A 22069-nucleotide genomic window follows, 5' to 3' on the forward strand; every position below is an offset into this window, starting at 1 on the left:
AAAGTACTTGGGGGGCAGCCCCCTGGGAGGATAGGAAGTTGCCAATCTTTTTTTATTTGCTAAAAATATATTGACAAAAATAAAAAAAAGTGGTATTATCATCTATGTCTTAAAAGAAAGCAATAGGAAACTCTTTTTTACCATACAATAAAATAAAAGTATGGGAGGATTGTGATATCCGTTAGATGAGTGGAGGTGTAACGAGTGAGAGTAAATATTCAATTAGAGTGTACAGAGTGTAAAAGAAGAAATTATAGTACTTCAAAGAATAAAAAGAACACTACTGACAGATTAGAGTTAAATAAATACTGTAAATGGGACAAAAAAGTAACATTACATAAAGAAACTAAAAAGTAATTATCTAAATTAAAGAAGTTAATTCTTCTTTAATTTTTTAAGTAAGTTTGCAACAACATGCAGGTCAATGGCTCAATTGGCAGAGCATCGGTCTCCAAAACCGAGGGTTGGGGGTTCGATTCCCTCTTGACCTGCCATTTTTTTTTAAAAAAATAAAAGTATTGGTGGTGCAAATATGGGATTAGTTAATGATGTAAAAAAAGAATATTCAAAGGTCGAATGGCCTAGAAAAAAGGAAATAGTATCAGCAACTACTTGGGTTGTTGTTATGAGTATATTTTTAGGGATATACTTGGGAGTTTTCGATATAATTGCTTCAAGACTTTTAAAGATGCTTGTATCTCTCTTTGGAGGATAAAATGGAAAAAAGCTTAGTAAGAAAATGGTTTATGATTCATACTTATTCGGGGTATGAGAAAAAAGTAAAAACAGATTTAGAACAAAAGATAGAGACACTAGGGCTTAGTGCTATAGTTAGTAAGGTATTAGTACCTGAAGAAGAATCTATTGAAGAGAGAAGAGGAAAGAAAAAGATAATTTCTAGAAAGTTATTTCCTGGATATGTAATGCTTGAAATGGAAGCAACAAGAGAGGAAAGCACTGATGGAATTAATTTTAGAGTAGACTCAGATGCTTGGTACGTAGTTAGAAATACTAATGGAGTAACAGGGTTTGTTGGTGTTGGATCAGATCCAATTCCAATGGAAGATGATGAAGTTGAAAATATCTTCTCAGTAATAGGATACAGAACAGAAGAGGACGAGAAGGAACTTAAAGAAGTTATAAGAGTAGACTACGAAGTAGGAGACTATGTAAAACTTCTATCTGAAGGATTTGAGGATCAAGAAGGTAAAGTTGCGGAAATCGATATGGAACATAGAAAAGTTAAGGTTATGTTAGAGATGTTTGGAAGAATGACTCCAATAGAAGTTGACCTTGACAGTGTAGAAAAGGCTTAATTTAAGCCTGTGGGAGATCGTAGATCAATACCACAATTTTATGGAGGTGTAATTCAACAATGGCAAAAGAAATAATCGGATTAATTAAATTACAATTACCAGCTGGAAAAGCTAACCCTGCTCCACCAGTAGGACCAGCATTAGGACAACACGGAGTTAACATTATGGAATTCTGTAAAGCGTTCAATGCAAAAACTCAAGATAAAGCGGGATGGATCATTCCAGTTGAAATATCTGTATATAACGACAGATCATTCACATTTATCTTAAAAACTCCACCAGCTTCAGATTTATTAAAGAAAGCTGCAGGAATCAAATCAGGAGCAGCAAACTCTAAAAAAGATGTTGTTGCAACTATAAACACAGCTAAATTAAAAGAAATTGCTGAAACTAAGATGCCAGATTTAAATGCTGGAACAGTAGAAGCAGCTATGAATATAATAGCTGGATCAGCAAGATCAATGGGAATCAAAATAGAAGACTAATTAGAAGTCAATTCTTATTTATGTGATATTAAGTGGTAGGACACAATATGTCCGTCTAACCACAGAAGGAGGAAATTTTCAATGGCAAACAAAAGAGGTAAAAAATACCTAGAAATAGCTAAATTAGTTGAGCAAGGAAGATTATACGAGGTTAAAGAAGCTTTAGAACTTGTAAGAAAAACAAGAACAGCAAACTTCGTAGAAACAGTTGAAATTGCTTTAAGATTAGGAGTAGATCCTAGACATGCAGACCAGCAAGTTAGAGGTACAGTAGTACTTCCTCACGGAACTGGAAAAACAGTAAAAATATTAGCAATAACTTCAGGAGCTAACGTAGAAAAAGCTTTAGAAGCTGGAGCAGATTATGCTGGAGCAGAAGAATACATCGAAAAAATTCAACAAGGATGGTTCGATTTCGATATCGTAATCGCAACACCTGACATGATGCCTAAATTAGGAAGACTGGGAAGAGTTTTAGGAACTAAAGGTTTAATGCCTAACCCTAAATCAGGAACAGTTACACCAGATATCGCAACGGCAGTATCTGAGTTCAAGAAAGGAAAACTTGCATTTAGAGTAGACAAGTTAGGATCAATCCACGCACCAATTGGTAAAGCGGATTTCTCTGAAGAAGCAATTGCTGAAAACTTTACAGCTTTCATGAATGAAATCATCAGATTAAAGCCTTCTGCATCTAAAGGTCAATATTTAAAAACAGTAGCAGTTTCATTAACTATGGGACCAGGTGTAAAAATGGATCCAGTTTTAGTTGCAAAAAACGCGTAGTTGTGATATAATAGTAAAGCTGAAAAAGCTGAAAAAAGTTGGATAAATAATTTAATATAGATCCAAACCAAAGACCGTAGGTGGCGAAAGCTTTAAAACCTACCGAGGTTGGAAGAAGGTATTCGCTAGCCTCATTAATTAGAAGCAATGAAACCTCCGTTCCCACCTTGGAGCGGAGGTAATTTTAGAGTAAAAGAGGAGGTGAATCAAAAATGGCAACTCAATTAAAAAAAGAACTTGTAGCAGAATTAGTTGAAAAAATATCTAAAGCTCAATCTATCGTTCTTGTTGATTATCAAGGTCTTAAAGTAAATCAAGAGACTGAGTTAAGAAGACAAATGAGAGCAAATGGAGCTGAGTACTTAGTTGCTAAGAACAGATTGTTCAAAATAGCACTAGCTGAAGCTGGTATCGCTGATAAATTCGATGATTTACTAGAAGGAACTACTGCATTTGCATTCGGATATGCTGATCCAGTAACTCCTGCTAAAGTAGTTTATGAAGTTGAAGCAGCACAAGCAAAAGCTAATGCAAAAGCTAAAAAAACTATATTCACAATAAAAGGTGGATTATTAACTGGTAAGAGAATGGAAACTGCTGAGGTAGTATCACTTGCTAAATTACCATCAAGAGAACAACTTCTATCTATGATCTTAAACGGAATGTTAGGTCCAGTTAGAAAACTTGCATATGCAACAGTAGCAATAGCTGAACAAAAAGAAGCAGCTGCTGAGTAATTATCTCATTAGAGAAAATTAAAAATAAAACAAAGATAATTTAAGGAGGAAATAACAATGGCATTCAATAGAGAGCAATTCATAGCTGATTTAGAAGCTATGTCAGTATTAGAGTTAAGAGAATTAGTAACAGCTTTAGAGGAGCACTTCGGTGTAACTGCTGCTGCACCAGTAGCTGTAGCTGCTGCTGAGGGATCAGCTGTAGAAGAAAAAACTGAATTTGATGTAGTATTAACTGCTGCAGGACCAAACAAAATCGCTGTAATCAAAGAGGTTAGAGCTATAACTGGTTTAGGATTAAAAGAAGCGAAAGCAGTAGTAGATAACGGTGGAGTAATTAAAGAAGCCGCTTCTAAAGAAGATGCTGAAGCAATAAAAGCTAAATTAACTGAAGCTGGAGCAACAGTAGAAGTTAAGTAATAACCATAAAAGTTATTATTAAATTAGTAACATGTTATACTAAAATGAAAAAAAATAGGCACTCTAACAGGGTGCCTTTTTACTCATTTAAAAAAAAGAATCTATAAAAATGGTCGGTAAAGTTAATACTTAATCTTTTGAAAATAAAATTAGTTTTATTTTCCAAAGATTAGGTATTGATCACTATATAAATAGTAAGGAGTGTGAATTGATGGGGAAACTCGTTGAAAGATTGAATTTTGGAAGAATCGAAGAAAGAGGAAATATGCCTCACTTCTTAGAATTCCAACTGGATTCCTATGAAGATTTTCTACAAGCTAAGGAGGCTCCACTTAACAGAAAAGATAAGGGGTTAGAGTCTGCTTTTAGAGAAGTATTCCCTGTTGAATCTTCAAATGGAGATATAAAATTAGAATATGTTGCCTATGAGTTGCACGAAGCTGATGCGCCTTTAAATGATGAGCTTGAGTGTAAAAAAAGAGGAAAAACTTACTCTGCTTCTTTAAAAGTAAGATTAAGACTTACTAATAAGAAAAGTGGAAATGAAATACAAGAAACTCTTGTATATTTCGGTGAAGTGCCTCTAATGACTGAAAGAGGAACATTTATAATTAATGGTGCTGAAAGAGTTGTAGTATCGCAACTTCATAGATCGCCAGGAGTATCATTCAATAAAGAAGTTAATATTCAAACAGGTAAAGATTTATTCTCAGGGAAAATTATACCATACAAAGGAACTTGGTTAGAGTTCGAAACTGATAAGAATGATTTTTTAAGTGTTAAAATTGATAGAAAGAAAAAAGTTTTAGCAACTGTTTTCTTAAAAGCTGTAGATTTCTTTGAAACAAATGAAGAAGTTATGGATGAATTCTTAGAAGAAAAAGAAATAGATTTAACAGAATATTATGAGAGATATACAAATAAAGAGGAACTTTTAAGTGTTCTTAGAACAAGAATAGAAGGAAGTTTCATTAAAGAGGATGTTTTCAACGAAGAGACAGGGGAAGTATTGTTTGAAACTAAACAATTAATAACAGAAACTGTTGTTCTTGATTTAATAGATTTAAAAATTGAAAACATTTTAATTTGGGAAGTAAAGCCTGAAGATAAAGTAATGGCAAATACAATAGTTAATGATACAGGAGATACAAAAGAAGAAGCTGTAACAGAGGTATTTAAGAAATTAAGACCAGGAGATTTAGTTACAATAGATTCTGCAAGATCATTAATCAAACAAATGTTCTTCAACCCTCAAAGATATGATCTTGAGCCAGTTGGAAGATATAAAATGAACAAAAGATTAAAATTAGATTTACCAGAAGATGAAATTCTATTAACAAAAGAAGATGTAATTGGAACTATTAAGTATGTAATTGGATTAAATAATGGAAAAGGTCATACTGATGATATTGATAATTTATCAAACAGAAGAGTTAGAGGTGTAGGAGAGCTGTTATTAATGCAAATTAAAACAGGACTATCTAAAATGGGTAAAATGGTAAAAGAGAAAATGACTATACAAGATATAGAAACATTAACTCCACAATCATTATTAAACACAAGACCTTTAAATGCTTTAGTTTTAGATTTCTTTGGATCAGGTCAACTTTCTCAATTCATGGACCAATCAAATCCTTTAGCAGAGTTAACTCATAAGAGAAGAATTTCTGCATTAGGACCTGGTGGACTTTCAAGAGAAAGAGCAGGATTTGAAGTAAGAGACGTACATGATTCTCACTATGGAAGAATCTGTCCAATAGAAACTCCAGAGGGACCAAATATCGGTCTGATTGGATCATTAGCTATTTATGCAAAGGTTAATTCATATGGATTCATTGAAACTCCTTATGTAAAAGTAGAAAATGGAGTGGCTAATTTTGATAATATTCATTACTTAGCTGCTGATGAAGAAGAAGGATTATTTATAGCTCAAGCCGATACAACAATTGGTGAGAATGGAGAGCTTCTTGGAGATGTAGTTTGTAGATATGGGCATGAGATTGTTCATATATTAGGAGATAAAGTGCATTATTTAGATGTATCGCCTAAACAAGTTGTATCAGTTTCAGCAGGATTAATACCATTCTTAGAGCATGATGATGCTAACAGAGCCCTAATGGGATCAAACATGCAAAGACAAGCAGTACCTTTACTAAGAACTGAGGCACCATTTATCGGAACTGGGTTAGAAAGAAAAGTTGCTGTTGATTCAGGAGCTGTAATATCATCTAAAGCAGAAGGTAAAGTAATTTATGTTGATGCTAAAGAGATTATAGTTGAAGATGCAGAAGGAAAATCATATAAACATAGATTATTAAACTTCGAAAGATCAAACCAAGCAATGTGTTTACACCAAACTCCATTAGTTGAGTTAGGACAGGAAGTAGAGTTAGGGCAAGTAATTGCTGATGGACCTGCTACTAAAGGTGGAGATCTAGCTTTAGGTAGAAATATCTTAATGGCATTTATGCCTTGGGAAGGGTATAACTATGAGGATGCGATTTTAATATCTGATAGATTAAGAAAAGATGATGTATTTACATCAATACATATAGAAGAATACGAAATAGAAGCTAGAAACACTAAACTAGGTGATGAAGAGATAACAAGAGAGATTCCAAATGTATCAGAGGAAGCTTTAAAGAACTTAGATGCTAGAGGAATAATTGTTGTTGGATCAGAAGTTGGACCAGGAGATATTCTTGTTGGAAAAACTGCACCAAAAGGTGAATCAGAACCACCTGCAGAGGAAAAATTACTAAGAGCAATCTTTGGTGAAAAAGCTAGAGATGTAAGAGATACATCACTAAAAATGCCTCATGGATCTAAAGGAACAGTTGTTGAAGTTCTTGAGTTATCAAGAGAAAATGGAGATGAATTAAAGGCTGGAGTAAATAGATCAATAAGAGTATTCATTGCAGAAAAGAGAAAGATAACTGTTGGAGATAAAATGTCAGGAAGACACGGTAATAAAGGTGTTGTTTCTAGAGTATTACCTTCAGAAGATATGCCATTTTTAGCAGATGGAACTCACTTAGATGTTGTTATTAATCCACTTGGAGTACCATCACGTATGAACATAGGACAAGTACTTGAGGTTCACTTAGGTATGGCTATGGGAAAATTAAATGGTGGAACTTATTTATCTACTCCAGTATTTGATGGAGCTAGAGAAGAGCAAGTTAAAGATTATTTAGAAAAAGCAGGATACCCTAGAAAAGGTAAAGTAACATTATTTGATGGAAGAACAGGAGATAAGTTTGATAATCCAGTAACAGTAGGAAGAATGTATATGTTAAAACTACATCACCTTGTTGAGGATAAAATGCACGCAAGAGCAATTGGACCATACTCACTAGTAACACAACAACCACTAGGAGGAAAAGCTCAGTTCGGAGGACAAAGACTTGGAGAGATGGAGGTTTGGGCACTAGAGGCTTACGGAGCTTCAAACATACTTCAAGAGATGTTAACAGTTAAGTCAGATGACGTAACTGGAAGAACAAAAACTTACGAGGCAATCGTAAAAGGTGAAGAGATGCCAGAGGCAGATTTACCAGAATCATTTAAAGTTCTATTGAAAGAGTTCCAAGCTCTTGCACTAGATGTAGAGTTATTTGATTTAAACAATGAGTTAATTAACGTTAACGAAGAGTTAGGAAAAGATGAAACAATTGTTGAATTTTCTTTATCTGACCAGATAAACTAATTTTAAAATTAATTGAATATGATGATAGATGAAAGCTTTATCTCATTTAAGGAGGCTTTGTATTTAATATGGGAATTAAAAGTTTTGAAAAGATTAGAATAAAACTTGCTTCTCCAGAGAAGATCATAGATTGGTCTTACGGAGAAGTTACAAAACCGGAAACTATAAACTATAGAACACTAAATCCAGAAATGGATGGACTTTTTTGTGAAAGAATATTTGGACCATCGAAAGATTGGGAATGTTCATGTGGAAAATATAAGAGAATGAGATATAAAGGTCTAACTTGTGAGAAATGTGGCGTTGAAGTTACAAAATCTAAAGTTAGAAGAGAGAGAATGGGGCATATAGGTTTAGCTGCCCCAGTAGCTCACATCTGGTACTCAAAAGGTACTCCAAATAAGATGTCTTTAATTTTAGGAATATCTCCTAAAGAATTAGAATCAGTTTTATATTTTGCTAGATATATTGTTACAGTAAGTGAAGAGCCAACTTTAAAAATTGGAAAAATTATCACTGAAAAAGAATACAAGCTTTATAAGCAAATGTACGGAAGACAATTTGAAGCAAAAATGGGAGCAGAAGCAATATTAAAGCTATTAGAAATGATAGATTTAGAAGCTCTTAGATTAGAACTTGAAAAAGAGTTAGAAGATGTAAATTCAGCTCAAAAAAGAAAGAAATTAGTAAAAAGATTAAAAATAACTAGAGATTTCTTAGCATCAGGAAATCAACCTCAATGGATGATTTTAAAGAATGTTCCAGTTATACCAGCTGATTTAAGACCTATGGTTCAATTAGATGGAGGAAGATTTGCTACTTCTGACTTAAATGATTTATATAGAAGAGTTATAAACAGAAATAACAGATTAAAAAGACTTTTAGAAATAAAAGCTCCAGAAATCGTTGTTAAAAATGAAAAAAGAATGCTTCAAGAAGCAGTAGATGCTTTAATTGACAATGGAAGAAGAGGAAAACCAGTTGTTGCTCAAAACAACAGAGAGTTAAAATCTCTATCAGATATGTTAAAAGGTAAGCAAGGTAGATTCAGACAAAACCTTCTTGGAAAAAGGGTAGATTACTCTGCAAGATCGGTAATTGTTGTTGGTCCATCATTAAAAATGAACCAATGTGGAATTCCTAAAAAAATGGCACTTGAGCTTTATAAACCTTTCATTATGAGAGAATTAGTAAAGAGAGAGTTAGCTACAAATATAAAAACAGCTAAGAAGTTAGTTGAAGATGCAGATGATAAAGTTTGGGATGTAATTGAAGATGTAATTCAAGATCACCCAGTACTATTAAACAGAGCACCCACACTTCATAGACTATCAATCCAAGCTTTTGAACCAGTTCTAATAGAAGGAAAAGCAATAAGACTTCACCCTCTAGTATGTTCTGCATTTAATGCTGACTTTGATGGAGACCAAATGGCAGTACACTTAGTGTTATCGCCTGAGGCTATAATGGAAGCAAAACTTCTTATGTTAGCACCAAATAATATTATATCACCTTCAAATGGAGAGCCAATTGCTGTTCCATCTCAAGATATGGTAATGGGATGTTTCTATATGACTAAAGACAGACCAGGTGCAAGAGGAGAAGGTAAATCATTCTCTAATAAAGAGCAAGTTTTAACAGCTTATGATACAGGTATTATTGATACTCATGCTGTTGTAAATGCAAGAATTAATGGAGAAATGGTAAAAACTACAGCAGGAAGAATTATGTTTAATAACATATTACCAGAAGTAAATAAACAATATGATATAACATTTGGTAAATCTCAATTAAAGAAATTAATTGGAACGTTATATGAAATGCATGGATTTACTAAGACTGCAGAATTAATAAATGATATTAAAGATTTTGGATACCACTATGCAACATTTGCAGGAGTATCAGTAGGAATTGAAGATTTGGAAATTCCAGCATCTAAAAAACCTATATTAGAAGAAGCAGATAAAAAAGTAGCTGAAATTGAAGCAGATTATAAATCTGGAAAGATTATTAATGAAGAGAGATATAGAAAAACTGTAGCTCTTTGGTCTGAAACAACAGCTAAAGTAACAGATGCAATGATGAGTGGACTAGATCAATTTAACCCAGTTTATATGATGGCGAACTCTGGAGCCAGAGGATCTATTGCACAGATGAGACAACTTGCGGCAATGAGAGGAAACATGGCCGATACACAAGGTAGAATCATTGAGGTACCTATCAAGGCCAACTTTAGAGAAGGACTAACAGTATTAGAATTTTTCATGTCTTCACACGGAGCAAGAAAAGGACTAGCAGATACTGCCTTAAGAACAGCCGATTCAGGATATCTAACAAGAAGATTAGTTGATATTTCACACGAAGTTATTGTAAATGCTGAAGATTGTGGAACACATGAAGGAATCGAAGTAGCAGAACTAGTTTCTGATGGAGCAGTTATTGAAAAATTATCAGAAAGATTATTAGGAAGAGTTCCAGCAGAAGATGTTGTTTTAGATGGTGAGATTATTGCTAGAAGAAACGAGATGTTTACAAAAGAACAAATTGCTAGAATCACTGAATTAGATATAAAGAAAGTTAAAATTAGAACACCTTTAACATGTGATCTTGAAAAAGGAGTATGTCAAAGATGTTATGGAATGGATCTTGCTAATCATAAGGAAATATTACTTGGAGAAGCAGTTGGAGTTATTGCAGCTCAATCAATTGGAGAGCCAGGAACACAACTTACAATGAGAACATTCCATACAGGTGGAGTTGCAACAGCAACAGCATCTGCAACAAGTATTAAAGCTGAAAATTCAGGTAAAGTAGTATTTAAAGACTTAAAAATACTTGAAAATCAAGCTTCACATGAGAAAATTGTAGTATCTCAATCAACTAAAATAATTATAGGAAACTATGATTATGAAATAGCTTCAGGATCTATTTTACAAGTTGAAGATGGACAAGAAGTTAAAACTGGAGATGTTCTAGTAACATTTGATCCATATCATATTCCTATTATTGCCAACCAAGATGGTAGAATAGAATATAGAGAACTATATGTAAAAGAAGATTATGATGAAAAATATAATGTAACAGAGTATAGAGCTATAAAAACAGTTGAATCAGGAGACGCTAACCCAAGAGTTGTTATCTTTGATGAAGAGGGAGCAGCTATAGAAAGTTATTCAATACCATTTGGAGCATACTTAATGGTAAGAGAAGGGGAAGAAGTTAAAACTGGTCAAATTATAGCAAAAATAATTAAAGAAGGTGAAGGTACGAAGGATATTACTGGAGGTCTTCCTAGAATTCAAGAGTTATTTGAAGCTAGAAATCCAAAAGGAAAAGCTATACTATCTGAAATAGATGGTAAAGTTGAAGTTACTGGAAGAAAGAAAAAAGGTATGAGAGTAATTATTATCAGATCTACTTTTGATTCAGAAAACTTTAAAGAGTACTTAGCACCAGTAGGAGAACACTTAATCGTAACTGATGGAATGCTTGTAAAAGCTGGAGATAAAATAACTGATGGAGCTATATCACCATTTGATGTATTAAACATTAAAGGATTAGTTGCAGCAGAGCAATTTATACTAGAGTCAGTACAACAGGTTTATAGAGACCAAGGTGTTACAGTAAATGATAAACATATAGAGATTATAGTTAAGCAGATGTTTAAGAAGGTAAGAATCGTAGATTCTGGAGCTTCATTATTATTAGAAGATGAAGTTGTTGAGAAGAGAGTAGTTGAATTAGAAAATGCTAAGTTAAGACATGAAGGAAAGGCTGAAATTAAATATGAGCCAGTAATTCAAGGTATAACAAAAGCAGCTGTTAACACAGGAAGTTTCATTTCAGCAGCATCATTCCAAGAAACAACAAAAGTTCTATCAAATGCAGCAATAGAAGGTAAGGAAGATTACTTAGAGGGGCTAAAAGAAAATGTAATTATAGGTAAGAAAATTCCAGCAGGTACTGGATATAAAGCTTATAAAAATATAGTTCCAGTAGAGATAGAGGATTAACTAATAGAATAGGCGACTTTGTCGCCTATTTTAGCATTTTATTTATGAAAGGGTGATATGATGAGAAGTATGACGGGATATTCAAAAGAATATTTTGAAAATGAGAAATATGCAATATCATTAGAGATTAAAAGCGTGAATAATAAAAATTTAAATTTTAAAATAAAATCACCCTATATACTAAATTTTTTGGAAAATAAAATCAGAACAGAGGTTGCTTCTAAAGTAAAAAGAGGAAGTATTGATTTAAAAATCGAATTTCAAGATAAAAGAGAAGTGGAAAAATTATTCGAATATGATAAAAATTTAAGTAATTCTTATATGCAGATTTTAACAACAATGGAAGAGGATTATAGTGAAAAATTTAGTAATAAATTAGATTTTTTAGTGAAAAATCTAAATGTTATTAAAAGAAATGATCTTGAAATTGATGAAAAAGATTATGAAAATTTTATTGTTGAAAATTTACATAGATTATTAGATTCTTTTATTAATATGAAAGAAGCAGAAGGAAATAGAATGAAAATATATTTCTTAGAATGCATAAGTATTTTAGAGAAAAATATATCTAAAATAAAAGAGATGAAAGAATTAGTTGTTGTAAATTATAAAGAAAAATTACTTGAAAGACTTTCAAAAATTCAAGAAATTGAATTTAATGAGGAATCTATTCTAAAAGAGATCCTTTTATTTACAGATAGATCTGATATATCAGAAGAAGTTTCTAGATTGGAAAGTCATCTTTGTCAATTAAAAATAGAACTAGAATCAACTGATACTGGAATAGGTAAAAAAATTGATTTTATTCTTCAAGAGATATTTAGAGAATTAAATACATCTGGAGTGAAATGTAATTTTTATGAAATTTCAAAATTAATAGTAGAATGTAAAAATGAAATTGAAAAAATAAGAGAGCAAGCTTTAAATATAGAATAAAAAGGAGAAGGAAATGGTAAAAGGAGAACTATTTATTGTATCAGGACCAAGTGGTGCTGGAAAATCAACAATATGTAGAATAGTTAGAAAACAGTTAGGAATAAACTTAGCTACATCTGCCACAACTCGTGAACCTAGAGAGGGAGAGTTAAATGGAAGAGATTATTATTTTTTAGGTGTGGAAGAGTTTAAAGAAAAAATTCAAAATAAAGAATTTCTAGAATATGCAACTGTACACACTAACTACTACGGGACTTTAAAATCAGAAGTTGAAGCTAGACTTGCAACAGGAGAGAATGTTATTCTTGAAATAGATGTGCAAGGAGGTCTTCAAGTTAAAGATGTATATCCTGAAGCTCATTTAGTATTTTTTAGAACTCCAACAAGTGAAGATTTAGAAAGAAGATTAAGAGGAAGAAAAACTGATAGTGAAGAAACAATCCAGTTAAGATTAAAAAATTCATTGGAAGAATTAAAATATGAAGATAAATATGATATAACAATAACTAATCACACAGTTGAAAAATCATGTGAAGAGTTAGTAAAAATTATCAACTCAAAGAATTAGGAGGAAATAAAATGAAAAAAACTATAACATATGATGAATTACTAGCTAAAATTCCAAATAAATATACTTTAACAATTACAGCGGGGAAAAGAGCAAGAGATATTGGAAAAGGTGCTCCTGTTTTAATAAAATGTGGTAAGAAAGATACAGTAATAAGAAAAACTTTTAGAGAGATTTTAGAGGATAAAATAACTTATATAGAATTACCAGAGGAATTAACAAATGATCAAGAGTAGAAATTTATTTCTGCTCTTGATCATTTTTATAATCTTTGTAGGATGTAAAAAGAAAGAGGAAAGAATAAATGAAGAAAAATTTGCTTTTGGAACTTATATAAAACTGTCTATTTATTCTAATAATGAAAAACAAGCAAAAAAAATAATGAATAGTGCATTTGATGAGATAGAAAGAATTGATACAAAGTATAATAGCAAGACGAAAGGTAGTTTAGTAGATATATTAAATGTGAAGGGAAAATCAACATTTGATGCAGAAGGGCTATATTTATTAAAAGAAGTAAATAAAGCATACCTTATGTCTAATAAAAAATATGATATAACAATGGGACCTTTAATGGATGCTTGGGGATTTTCTGAAACGGCAGAACTTAGAACAACGTTACCCACACCAAAAGAATTAGACAAAGCAGCATTAGAAGTGGATTATTCTAATTTAAAAGTTGAAGGTAATAATATAAAATTTTTGAAAAATGGAATGGAGTTAGATACTGGTTCTTTTTTAAAAGGATATGCAGTAGAAAAAGCAAAAGAACTTATGATGAAAGAAGGAGTAAAAAGTGGATTTGTAAGTTCTATTTCTAGCATAGCAGCAATTGGTGGAAAAGGAGATGGGAGTCCTTGGAGAATAGGAATTCAAAATCCAGATAATCCATCAGATATTTTAGGAGTAGTAGAGTTAAAAAATCAAAGCATGGGAGTCTCTGGAGATTATCAAACTTATGTGACAATTGGTGGAAAAAGGTATCATCATATTATCGATAAAGAAACAAAATATCCGGTAAATGACAAGAGAATGGTTGTTGTTGTGAATAATAACTCGTTAATTTCAGATTTGTATTCTACAGCATTTTTCTTAATGCCAATTAATAAAGTAATGGAAATAGCTGATAGGACACAAGGATTAGAGGTTTTAATTGTTGATATAAACAATAAAATACACCTTTCCAAAAACTTTAAATTTGAAAAAAAACAGTAAAAAAATAAGAAAAAAAGAACTTTATTTCCGCTTGAAATATCTTGGGGTTTCTCGTATACTTAAGAGATATAAAACTTACTTGGGAGGTATTAAAAGTGGAACAAGTGATCTATTTAGGAATCTTTGGTGGTATAATAGCATTGTTGTCAGCAAATTTTTATTCGAGGAAAGTAGGTAGTTATGAAATTAATATTCCAAAAGTTGCTGAGATAACAGATGCCATTAGAGAGGGAGCTATGGCTTTTTTAACAGCGGAATATAAAATTTTAGTATGGTTTGTAGCAGCAGTAGCAATATTATTAGGAATATTTTTAGATCCTATGGTTGCCATTACGTTTATAATGGGAGCTTTAACATCAGCATTAGCTGGAAATATAGGGATGAGAATAGCAACAAAAGCAAATGGAAGAACATCTATAGCAGCTAAAGAGGGTGGATTATCAAAAGCCTTAGATGTTGCTTTTGCAGGTGGAGCAGTAATGGGATTATCTGTTGTTGGACTTGGTATGCTAGGTTTAACAATTATGATATACCTATTTAATTGGGATGTAGAGATAATAACAGGATTTGGAATGGGAGCTTCATCAATTGCACTTTTTGCAAGAGTTGGTGGTGGAATTTATACAAAGGCAGCAGATGTTGGTGCGGATTTAGTAGGAAAAGTTGAAGCTGGTATTCCAGAGGATGATCCGAGAAATCCAGCTACTATAGCAGATAATGTTGGAGACAATGTTGGAGATGTTGCAGGAATGGGAGCTGACTTATTTGAATCTTATGTTGGATCGATTATCGCAACACTAGCAATAGGAACTACATTGGGAAAAGAGTACCTTTTAGCACCAATAGCGATTTCAGCTTTTGGCATATTAGCATCTATTTTAGCAACTGTAACAGTTAAAACGGATGATCCTGATAAAGTTTATCATAAATTAGAAAATGGAACGAGAATAGCAGGATTTTTATCTTTAGTAGCTTCTTTTGGAGTAGTAAAATATTTAGCCTTACCAATAGGAGTTTTCTACTCAATTGTAGCAGGATTAGTAGCAGGATTAGTAATTGCTTACTTTACAGGTCTATATACAGATACTGGTAAAAGAGCAGTTAATAGAATAGCAGATTCAGCAAAAACTGGAGCTGCAACAACAATTATTGAAGGGTTAGCAGTGGGAATGGAATCAACTGTAGCTCCATTAATTGTAATCTCTTTAGCTATAATAGTAGCTTTCCAATGTAGTGGATTATATGGAATTTCAATAGCAGCGGTAGGAATGTTATCGACAACAGGAATGGTTGTGGCAGTTGATGCTTATGGTCCAGTGGCTGATAATGCTGGTGGGATAGCAGAAATGGCAGAGCTACCTCCAGAAGTAAGAGAGTGTACAGATAAATTGGATGCAGTAGGAAACTCAACAGCAGCAGTAGGAAAAGGATTTGCAATAGGATCGGCAGCACTTACAGCATTATCATTATTTGCAGCATATAAGGAAGCGATTCAAGTTAGAACAGCAGAAGATTTTGTTTTAGATATAATAAATCCAGAAGTTATAGTAGGTTTATTTATTGGTGGAATGTTGACATTCTTATTCTCAGCTTTAACAATGACAGCAGTAGGAAAAGCAGCGATGGAAATGGTTGAAGAAGTTAGAAGACAATTTAGAGAAAATCCAGGAATAATGGATAAAACTGTAAAACCTGATTATAAAAGATGCGTAGAGATTTCAACAAGATCATCATTAAGAGAGATGGTAGTTCCAGGGATTTTAGCAATTTTAGCACCAGTGTTAGTTGGATTATGGTCACCACATGCTCTTGGAGGATTATTAGCAGGTTCTTTAGTAACAGGAATATTAATGGCTATAATGATGGCAAATGCTGGTGGAGCTTGGGATAATGCTAAAAAGCAAATTGAAGCTGGATATCTTGGAGATGGAAAAGGTTCAGATAGACATAAAGCAGCAGTAGTTGGAGATACAGTAGGAGATCCATTTAAAGATACATCAGGACCATCATTAAATATATTGATAAAGTTAATGAGTATAGTATCACTTGTTTTAGTTCCTTTATTTGTATAAAAAATATGTTAAAAAATCAGGCTAAATTCTTTCGAGAGTTTAGCTTTTTTTTACATCTAAATTAGGAATTTTTGCGTCTAAGTTAATAAAGAATAAAATATATATAAATTAATTTCAATGAAAAATAGAATTAAAATGGTATAATACTTAAAATTGGAAACTATATATTCAAAAAAAGGTAAAAAATGAACTCTTTCATTTCTTGACTTTCAAGCTAAGATTAGATAGAATTTTACATATATAAATAAGAGAGAAAAGAACAATTTCAATAGATATAAAAACTCATTTAGGAGGAATTATGAAAAAAACGAAAATTGTATGTACAATAGGACCGAAAACAGAATCGGTAGAGCTTTTATCAGAATTGTTAGAAGCTGGAATGAATGTAATGAGAATGAATTTTTCTCATGGAAATCATGAAGAACATAAAAATAGAATAGTTAATTTAAAAGAAGCTATAAAAAATACAGGAATTAATGCAGCAGTTTTACTTGATACTAAAGGACCTGAAATAAGAACAATAAAACTTATTGATGGAAAGGATGTTGCGTTAGTGGCAGGACAGAAATTTGTTATAACAACAGATGAGACAATTATTGGAGATGAAAATAGAGTTGCTGTAACATATAAAGGACTTACTGAAGATTTGAAACCTGGAAATATAGTTTTAATAGATGATGGTTTAATTGAAATGGAAGTTGAAGAGATTTTTGGAAATGAAGTTAGATGTCTTGTTAAAAACAACGGAGATTTAGGTGAAAATAAAGGAGTTAACTTACCAAATGTTTCAGTTCAATTGCCAGCTTTATCAGCAAAAGATATGGGAGATTTAAAATTTGGATGCAAAGAAAATGTTGATTTTGTTGCAGCATCATTTATAAGAAAAGCTGATGATGTAAAAGCTGTGAGAGAAGTTTTAGATGCAAACGGTGGAGAAAAAATTAAAATAATTTCAAAAATAGAAAATCAAGAAGGATTAGATAATTTTGATGAAATTTTAGAGTTGTCTGATGGAATAATGGTAGCAAGAGGAGACTTAGGAGTTGAGATTCCTGTTGAAGAGGTTCCATTTGCTCAGAAGATGATGGTTGAGAAATGTAATTTAGCAGGTAAAGTAGTAATTACAGCTACTCAAATGTTAGATTCAATGATAAAAAATCCAAGACCAACAAGAGCAGAAGCAACAGATGTTACTAATGCTATTTTAGATGGTACAGATGCTATAATGTTATCTGGAGAAACAGCAAAAGGAAAATATCCTGTAGAAGCTGTAACAGTTATGAGAAAAATAGCTGAAAAAACAGATCCATTAGTAGCTTTCCAAATAGAGAATGAAGAGGGAGTTAGAATAACTGAAGCAATGGCAAGAGGAACTGTTGATGTAGCTGAAGCTTTAGGAGCTAAGCTAATTGTTGTAGGAACTTCATCAGGAAGATCAGCTATGGCTTTAAGAAGATATTTCCCAGAGGCATTTATTTTAGCAATAACAAATAATGAGAAAACATATAATCAAATGATTTTAACAAGAGGAGTAATTCCATATTTAGCAACAACAGCTTATACTTTAGAAGAGTTCTATGCATTTGCTGAAACAAAAGCTGTTGAACTAGGATTATCTCATTCAAAAGATGTTATAGTAGCAGCCTGTGGAGAAGAAGTATTTAAAGCAGGTACAAGTAACTCAATGAAAGTTATTAAAGTAAAATAAAAAAATTGATATAAAAAATTCTAAGGAGGATTTAAAGATATGACAAGAATAATTGAAGTTAAAGGAAGAGAAATTCTTGATTCAAGAGGAAACCCAACAGTAGAGGTAGATGTATTATTAGAATGTGGAGCAATGGGTAGAGCAGCAGTTCCATCAGGAGCATCTACAGGAGCTTATGAAGCTGTTGAGTTAAGAGATGAAGATAAATCTAGATACTTAGGAAAAGGTGTGTTAAAGGCTGTAACTTATGTTAATACAGAGTTAAGAGATTTAGTAATTGGAATGGATGCAACAAATCAAGTTGCTATAGATAAAGCAATGATCGCTTTAGATGGAACTCCAAATAAAGATAGATTAGGAGCTAATGCTATATTAGGTGTTTCTTTAGCAGCAGCAAAAGCAGCAGCCGCAGCATTAGGATTACCACTATATAAATATTTAGGTGGGGTTAATGCAAAAGAATTACCAGTACCAATGATGAATATTTTAAATGGAGGAAGTCATGCTGATTCAGCTGTAGACGTTCAAGAGTTTATGGTTCAACCAGTTGGAGCAAAAACATTTGCTGAAGCAATGAGAATGGGATGTGAAATTTTCCATCACTTAGGAAAAATATTAAAAGCTAATGGAGATTCAACAAACGTTGGAAATGAGGGTGGATATGCACCAGCTAAAATCAACGGAACTGAAGGAGCTTTAGATATAATTGTTGAAGCTGTTAAAGCTGCAGGATATGAATTAGGAACAGATGTTACATTTGCACTTGATGCAGCTGCAACTGAGTTCTGTGTAGAAAAAGAGGATGGAACTTTTGAATACCACTTTAAAAGAGAGGGTGGAGTAGTAAGAAGTACTGAAGATATGGTTGAGTGGTATGCAGAGTTATGTGAAAAATATCCAATTAAATCAATAGAAGATGGACTTGGAGAAAATGACTGGGCTGGATTCCAAATGTTAACTGAGAAAGTTGGAAAGAAAATTCAAATAGTTGGAGACGATTTATTTGTAACTAATACAGAGAGATTAGCAAGAGGAATTGAAATGAAATCTGCTAACTCAATTTTAATAAAATTAAATCAAATTGGAACTTTAACTGAAACTTTAGATGCTATAGAAATGGCAAAAAGAGCTAATATGACTGCTGTAATTTCTCATAGATCTGGAGAAACAGAAGATGCAACGATAGCTGATATTGCTGTTGCAACTAATGCAGGACAAATTAAAACTGGTTCAACTTCAAGAACTGATAGAATGGCTAAATATAACCAATTATTAAGAATTGAAGAGGAGTTAGGAGAAGTAGCTCAATATAACGGATTAAACGTATTCTATAATACTGCAAAATAAATAATAAGATTTTTTTAAGAGGACTTTAAAAGGTCCTCTTTTTTTTATAAGACCTTTAAAAATAAAGGGGTTTATGCTACAATAACTTAGTAAAATAATAAAAAATCGGAGGAAAAATATGTCAAATGTATTCCAAGTATTACAAGATCGTGGTTATATAAAGCAAATGACTCATGAAGATGAGATAAAAGAAGTATTAGGGAAAGAAAAAGTAACTTTTTATATAGGGTTTGACCCAACAGCAGACAGTTTACACGTAGGACATTTTATAGCAATGATGTTTATGGCACATATGCAACAACATGGTCATAGACCAATAGCATTAATAGGTGGAGGGACAGCTCAAATAGGAGATCCAAGTGGAAGAACAGATATGAGACAGATGATGACAGATGAAATTATTGCTCATAACGTTGCATCTATAAAAAAACAAATGGAAAAGTTTATAGATTTTTCAGATGGAAAAGCTATTCTTGCAAATAATGCAGATTGGTTAAGAGATTTAAATTATATTGATTTTATAAGAGATATTGGTTCACAGTTTTCTGTAAATAGAATGTTATCAGCAGAGTGTTTTAAATCAAGAATGGAAAATGGTGGATTATCATTTTTAGAATTTAACTATATGTTAATGCAAGGGTATGATTTCCTAGTTCTAAATAGAGAGTATGGTTGTACAATGGAACTTGGTGGAGATGACCAGTGGTCAAATATGATTGCAGGTGTGGATCTATTAAGAAAGAAAGATAGAAAACAAGGGTATGCTATGACTTGTACATTATTAACAAATAGTGAAGGAAATAAAATGGGGAAAACAGCAAAAGGAGCTTTATGGTTAGATCCAGAAAAAACATCTCCATATGAGTTTTACCAGTACTGGAGAAATTTACCAGATGCAGATGTAGCTCAACCACTAGCATTATTAACATTTATTCCAATGGATGAAGTTAGAAGATTATCAGCTCTTGAAGGTGCAGAAATAAATGAAGCTAAAAAAGTATTAGCTTATGAAGTTACTAAAATAGTTCATGGAGTAGAAGAAGCTGAAAAAGCTAAGCAAGCGTCAGAAACATTATTTGGAAATGGTGGAGTGGATATGTCAAATGTTCCCACATCTGAAATATCAAAAGATAGAATAGGAACAGGACTTGTTGACTTAATGGTAGAACTTGGACTTTTAAAAACAAAAAGTGAAGGAAGAAGATTAGTTCAACAGAATGGTTTGTCTATAAATGATGATAAAGTAACTGATTTTGCAATGGAAGTAACAGATGAATTATTTAAAGATGGAGCAATGATGATAAAGCAAGGAAAGAAAAAGTTTAATAGGGTTGTTATAAAATAGTGATAGTAATAAGAGAAACAATTGTAGAGGATATAGATAATATATACAATCATTTAAATTTAAACTATGTAAGAAAATATTGTAAAAATAGTGAAGAGGAGCAAAAACAAAATCATAAACAGTGGTATAGTTTTTTAATTAATTCCCCATTTTATACAATGTTTACTGTTGAGAGTTTTGAAGGTGAATTTTTAGGAATTGTTAAATTTGAAATAGAAGAAGATTTTGAAGGAGCAGAAATCTCATTGTATCTAGCAGAGAATATAAGAGGAAAAGGATATTCTACAACAATAATTAATGCAAGTACAGAGGAGATTAAGTTTAAGTATCCTGATTTAAAATATGTGGTAGCGTATATTTTAGAAGAAAATATTAGATCTATATTGTGTTTTCAAAAAGCTGATTTTCTTTTTAAAGGTCAAATTGAGCATAGAGATATAGAGTATCAATTGTATATGAAAATGCTTGATTGATGGAGGTATTGAAATGACAAAAAAAGATAGGGCAAAAAAAGTAATTGAAATATTAGAAAATAAGTTTGGGTCACCAGAATGTGCATTAAATTATACAACACCATTTGAACTTTTAGTGGCAGTAATACTTTCAGCTCAATGTACAGATATAAGAGTAAATATAGTTACAGAAAAGATGTTTAAAATTGTAAACACACCATTAGGATTTTCAGAGATGCCTATAGAAGAGATAGAAAACTTAATAAGAAGTACTGGATTTTTTAGAAATAAAGCTAAAAATATAAAGTTGTGTAGTCAACAAATTTTAGAGAATCATAATGGATTAGTTCCTTCAGAGATGGAGGAACTAATTAAACTTGGTGGAGTGGGAAGAAAAACAGCCAATGTTGTAAGAGGAGAAATTTGGAAATTAGCTTCTGGAATAACAGTTGATACACATGTAAAAAGATTGTCTAATTTAATAGGACTAGTAAAGGAGACAGACGTATTAAAAATAGAAAAAGAATTGATGAAAATAATTCCTAAAAAATATTGGATAGAATTTTCTCATTTATTAATTTTGCAAGGTAGAGATAAATGTATTGCAAGAAGACCCAAGTGTTTAGAGTGTGAGATTAAAGAGTATTGTAAGCACGGAGAGAAAAAATAAAAATTAAAAATATTGGTATTTTTAATTCTTGACAGAAGAACTAAAGAATGATACTATTTTAATATAAATTAAATAGAGAATTTAAGGAGAGGTAAATATGAGAGTTTATCTGGATAATAATGGAACAACTAAAATGGACGCAGAAGTTTTAGAAGTGATGATGCCCTTTTTAACTGAAGAGTATGGAAATGCTTTTAGTATGCATTTATTTGGAAAAGAAACAGGATTAGCAGTTTCAGAATCAAGAGAGAAAATAGCAAATTTATTAAAAGTAAAGCCAGAAGAAATTA

At 32.0% G+C, this 22069-nt stretch carries 20 protein-coding genes, 1 tRNA gene and 1 other annotated feature; all 21 genes read left to right on the top strand.

From position 1 onward, the window contains the following. Positions 1-204: 204 nt before the first annotated feature. On the top strand, positions 205-357 hold the full coding sequence (gene rpmG / locus Q0V09_RS02040; protein ID WP_297404620.1) for a 50S ribosomal protein L33: 153 nt from the start codon (positions 205-207) through the stop codon (positions 355-357). 61 nt (positions 358-418) lie between these two features. Then, positions 419-494: transfer RNA gene (locus Q0V09_RS02045), tRNA-Trp, on the top strand. A gap of 38 nt (positions 495-532) precedes the next feature. Next, complete coding sequence (secE, locus tag Q0V09_RS02050) at positions 533-715, top strand: preprotein translocase subunit SecE (RefSeq protein WP_297404618.1); 183 nt, start codon at positions 533-535, stop codon at positions 713-715. A 1-nt stretch (position 716) separates the two neighbouring features. Then, positions 717-1316 (top strand): transcription termination/antitermination protein NusG, encoded by a 600-nt coding sequence (nusG, locus tag Q0V09_RS02055; RefSeq protein ID WP_297404616.1) that lies wholly within the window; start codon positions 717-719, stop codon positions 1314-1316. A gap of 59 nt (positions 1317-1375) precedes the next feature. Next, positions 1376-1801, top strand: a complete 426-nt coding sequence (gene rplK / locus Q0V09_RS02060) for a 50S ribosomal protein L11 (protein ID WP_297404614.1) — start codon at positions 1376-1378, stop codon at positions 1799-1801. Between the two features lie 81 nt (positions 1802-1882). Beyond that, the gene (rplA, locus tag Q0V09_RS02065) at positions 1883-2587 is read left to right on the top strand and encodes a 50S ribosomal protein L1 (protein WP_297404613.1); all 705 of its coding nucleotides are present in this window, start codon (positions 1883-1885) and stop codon (positions 2585-2587) included. A gap of 49 nt (positions 2588-2636) precedes the next feature. After that, positions 2637-2781 (top strand) — a sequence feature (ribosomal protein L10 leader region). 18 nt (positions 2782-2799) lie between these two features. Further along, positions 2800-3324 carry a 50S ribosomal protein L10 gene (gene rplJ / locus Q0V09_RS02070; protein WP_297404612.1) on the top strand — a complete coding sequence of 175 codons (525 nt, stop codon included), beginning with the start codon at positions 2800-2802 and terminating at the stop codon, positions 3322-3324. 57 nt (positions 3325-3381) lie between these two features. Further along, positions 3382-3744, top strand: a complete 363-nt coding sequence (gene rplL / locus Q0V09_RS02075; RefSeq protein ID WP_297404611.1) for a 50S ribosomal protein L7/L12 — start codon at positions 3382-3384, stop codon at positions 3742-3744. 211 nt (positions 3745-3955) lie between these two features. Beyond that, a complete protein-coding gene (rpoB, locus tag Q0V09_RS02080) occupies positions 3956-7453 on the top strand; it encodes a DNA-directed RNA polymerase subunit beta (RefSeq protein WP_297404609.1) in 3498 nt (1165 codons plus the stop codon). A 68-nt stretch (positions 7454-7521) separates the two neighbouring features. Further along, positions 7522-11466, top strand: a complete 3945-nt coding sequence (gene rpoC, locus Q0V09_RS02085; RefSeq protein WP_297404607.1) for a DNA-directed RNA polymerase subunit beta' — start codon at positions 7522-7524, stop codon at positions 11464-11466. 60 nt (positions 11467-11526) lie between these two features. After that, positions 11527-12402: a YicC/YloC family endoribonuclease gene (locus Q0V09_RS02090; RefSeq protein ID WP_297404605.1), complete on the top strand. Its 876-nt coding sequence runs from the start codon at positions 11527-11529 to the stop codon at positions 12400-12402. Between the two features lie 13 nt (positions 12403-12415). Further along, a complete protein-coding gene (gmk, locus tag Q0V09_RS02095; protein WP_297404603.1) occupies positions 12416-12970 on the top strand; it encodes a guanylate kinase in 555 nt (184 codons plus the stop codon). An 11-nt stretch (positions 12971-12981) separates the two neighbouring features. Further along, positions 12982-13206 (top strand): DNA-directed RNA polymerase subunit omega, encoded by a 225-nt coding sequence (gene rpoZ / locus Q0V09_RS02100; protein WP_297404602.1) that lies wholly within the window; start codon positions 12982-12984, stop codon positions 13204-13206. Continuing rightward, positions 13193-14185 carry an FAD:protein FMN transferase gene (locus Q0V09_RS02105; RefSeq protein ID WP_297404601.1) on the top strand — a complete coding sequence of 331 codons (993 nt, stop codon included), beginning with the start codon at positions 13193-13195 and terminating at the stop codon, positions 14183-14185. The genes rpoZ and Q0V09_RS02105 overlap by 14 nt, the downstream gene beginning before the upstream one ends. A gap of 95 nt (positions 14186-14280) precedes the next feature. Beyond that, a complete protein-coding gene (locus Q0V09_RS02110) occupies positions 14281-16257 on the top strand; it encodes a sodium-translocating pyrophosphatase (protein ID WP_297404600.1) in 1977 nt (658 codons plus the stop codon). Positions 16258-16555: 298 nt separating this feature from the next. Next, complete coding sequence (pykF, locus tag Q0V09_RS02115) at positions 16556-17965, top strand: pyruvate kinase PykF (RefSeq protein WP_297404598.1); 1410 nt, start codon at positions 16556-16558, stop codon at positions 17963-17965. 39 nt (positions 17966-18004) lie between these two features. Continuing rightward, a complete protein-coding gene (eno, locus tag Q0V09_RS02120) occupies positions 18005-19312 on the top strand; it encodes a phosphopyruvate hydratase (RefSeq protein ID WP_297404596.1) in 1308 nt (435 codons plus the stop codon). 118 nt (positions 19313-19430) lie between these two features. Next, a complete protein-coding gene (gene tyrS, locus Q0V09_RS02125) occupies positions 19431-20657 on the top strand; it encodes a tyrosine--tRNA ligase (protein WP_297486942.1) in 1227 nt (408 codons plus the stop codon). Further along, positions 20657-21130, top strand: a complete 474-nt coding sequence (locus tag Q0V09_RS02130) for a GNAT family N-acetyltransferase (protein ID WP_297404592.1) — start codon at positions 20657-20659, stop codon at positions 21128-21130. The genes tyrS and Q0V09_RS02130 overlap by 1 nt, the downstream gene beginning before the upstream one ends. 13 nt (positions 21131-21143) lie before the next feature. Next, positions 21144-21779, top strand: coding sequence for an endonuclease III (gene nth, locus Q0V09_RS02135; RefSeq protein WP_297486945.1), 636 nt, complete (start codon positions 21144-21146; stop codon positions 21777-21779). Positions 21780-21876: 97 nt separating this feature from the next. Next, positions 21877-22069: aminotransferase class V-fold PLP-dependent enzyme (locus Q0V09_RS02140; RefSeq protein ID WP_297486948.1), on the top strand; the 193-nt coding region annotated here is incomplete at its 3' end.

The sequence above is a fragment of the uncultured Cetobacterium sp. genome, assembly GCF_947039425.1.
GTDB lineage: Bacteria > Fusobacteriota > Fusobacteriia > Fusobacteriales > Fusobacteriaceae > Cetobacterium_A.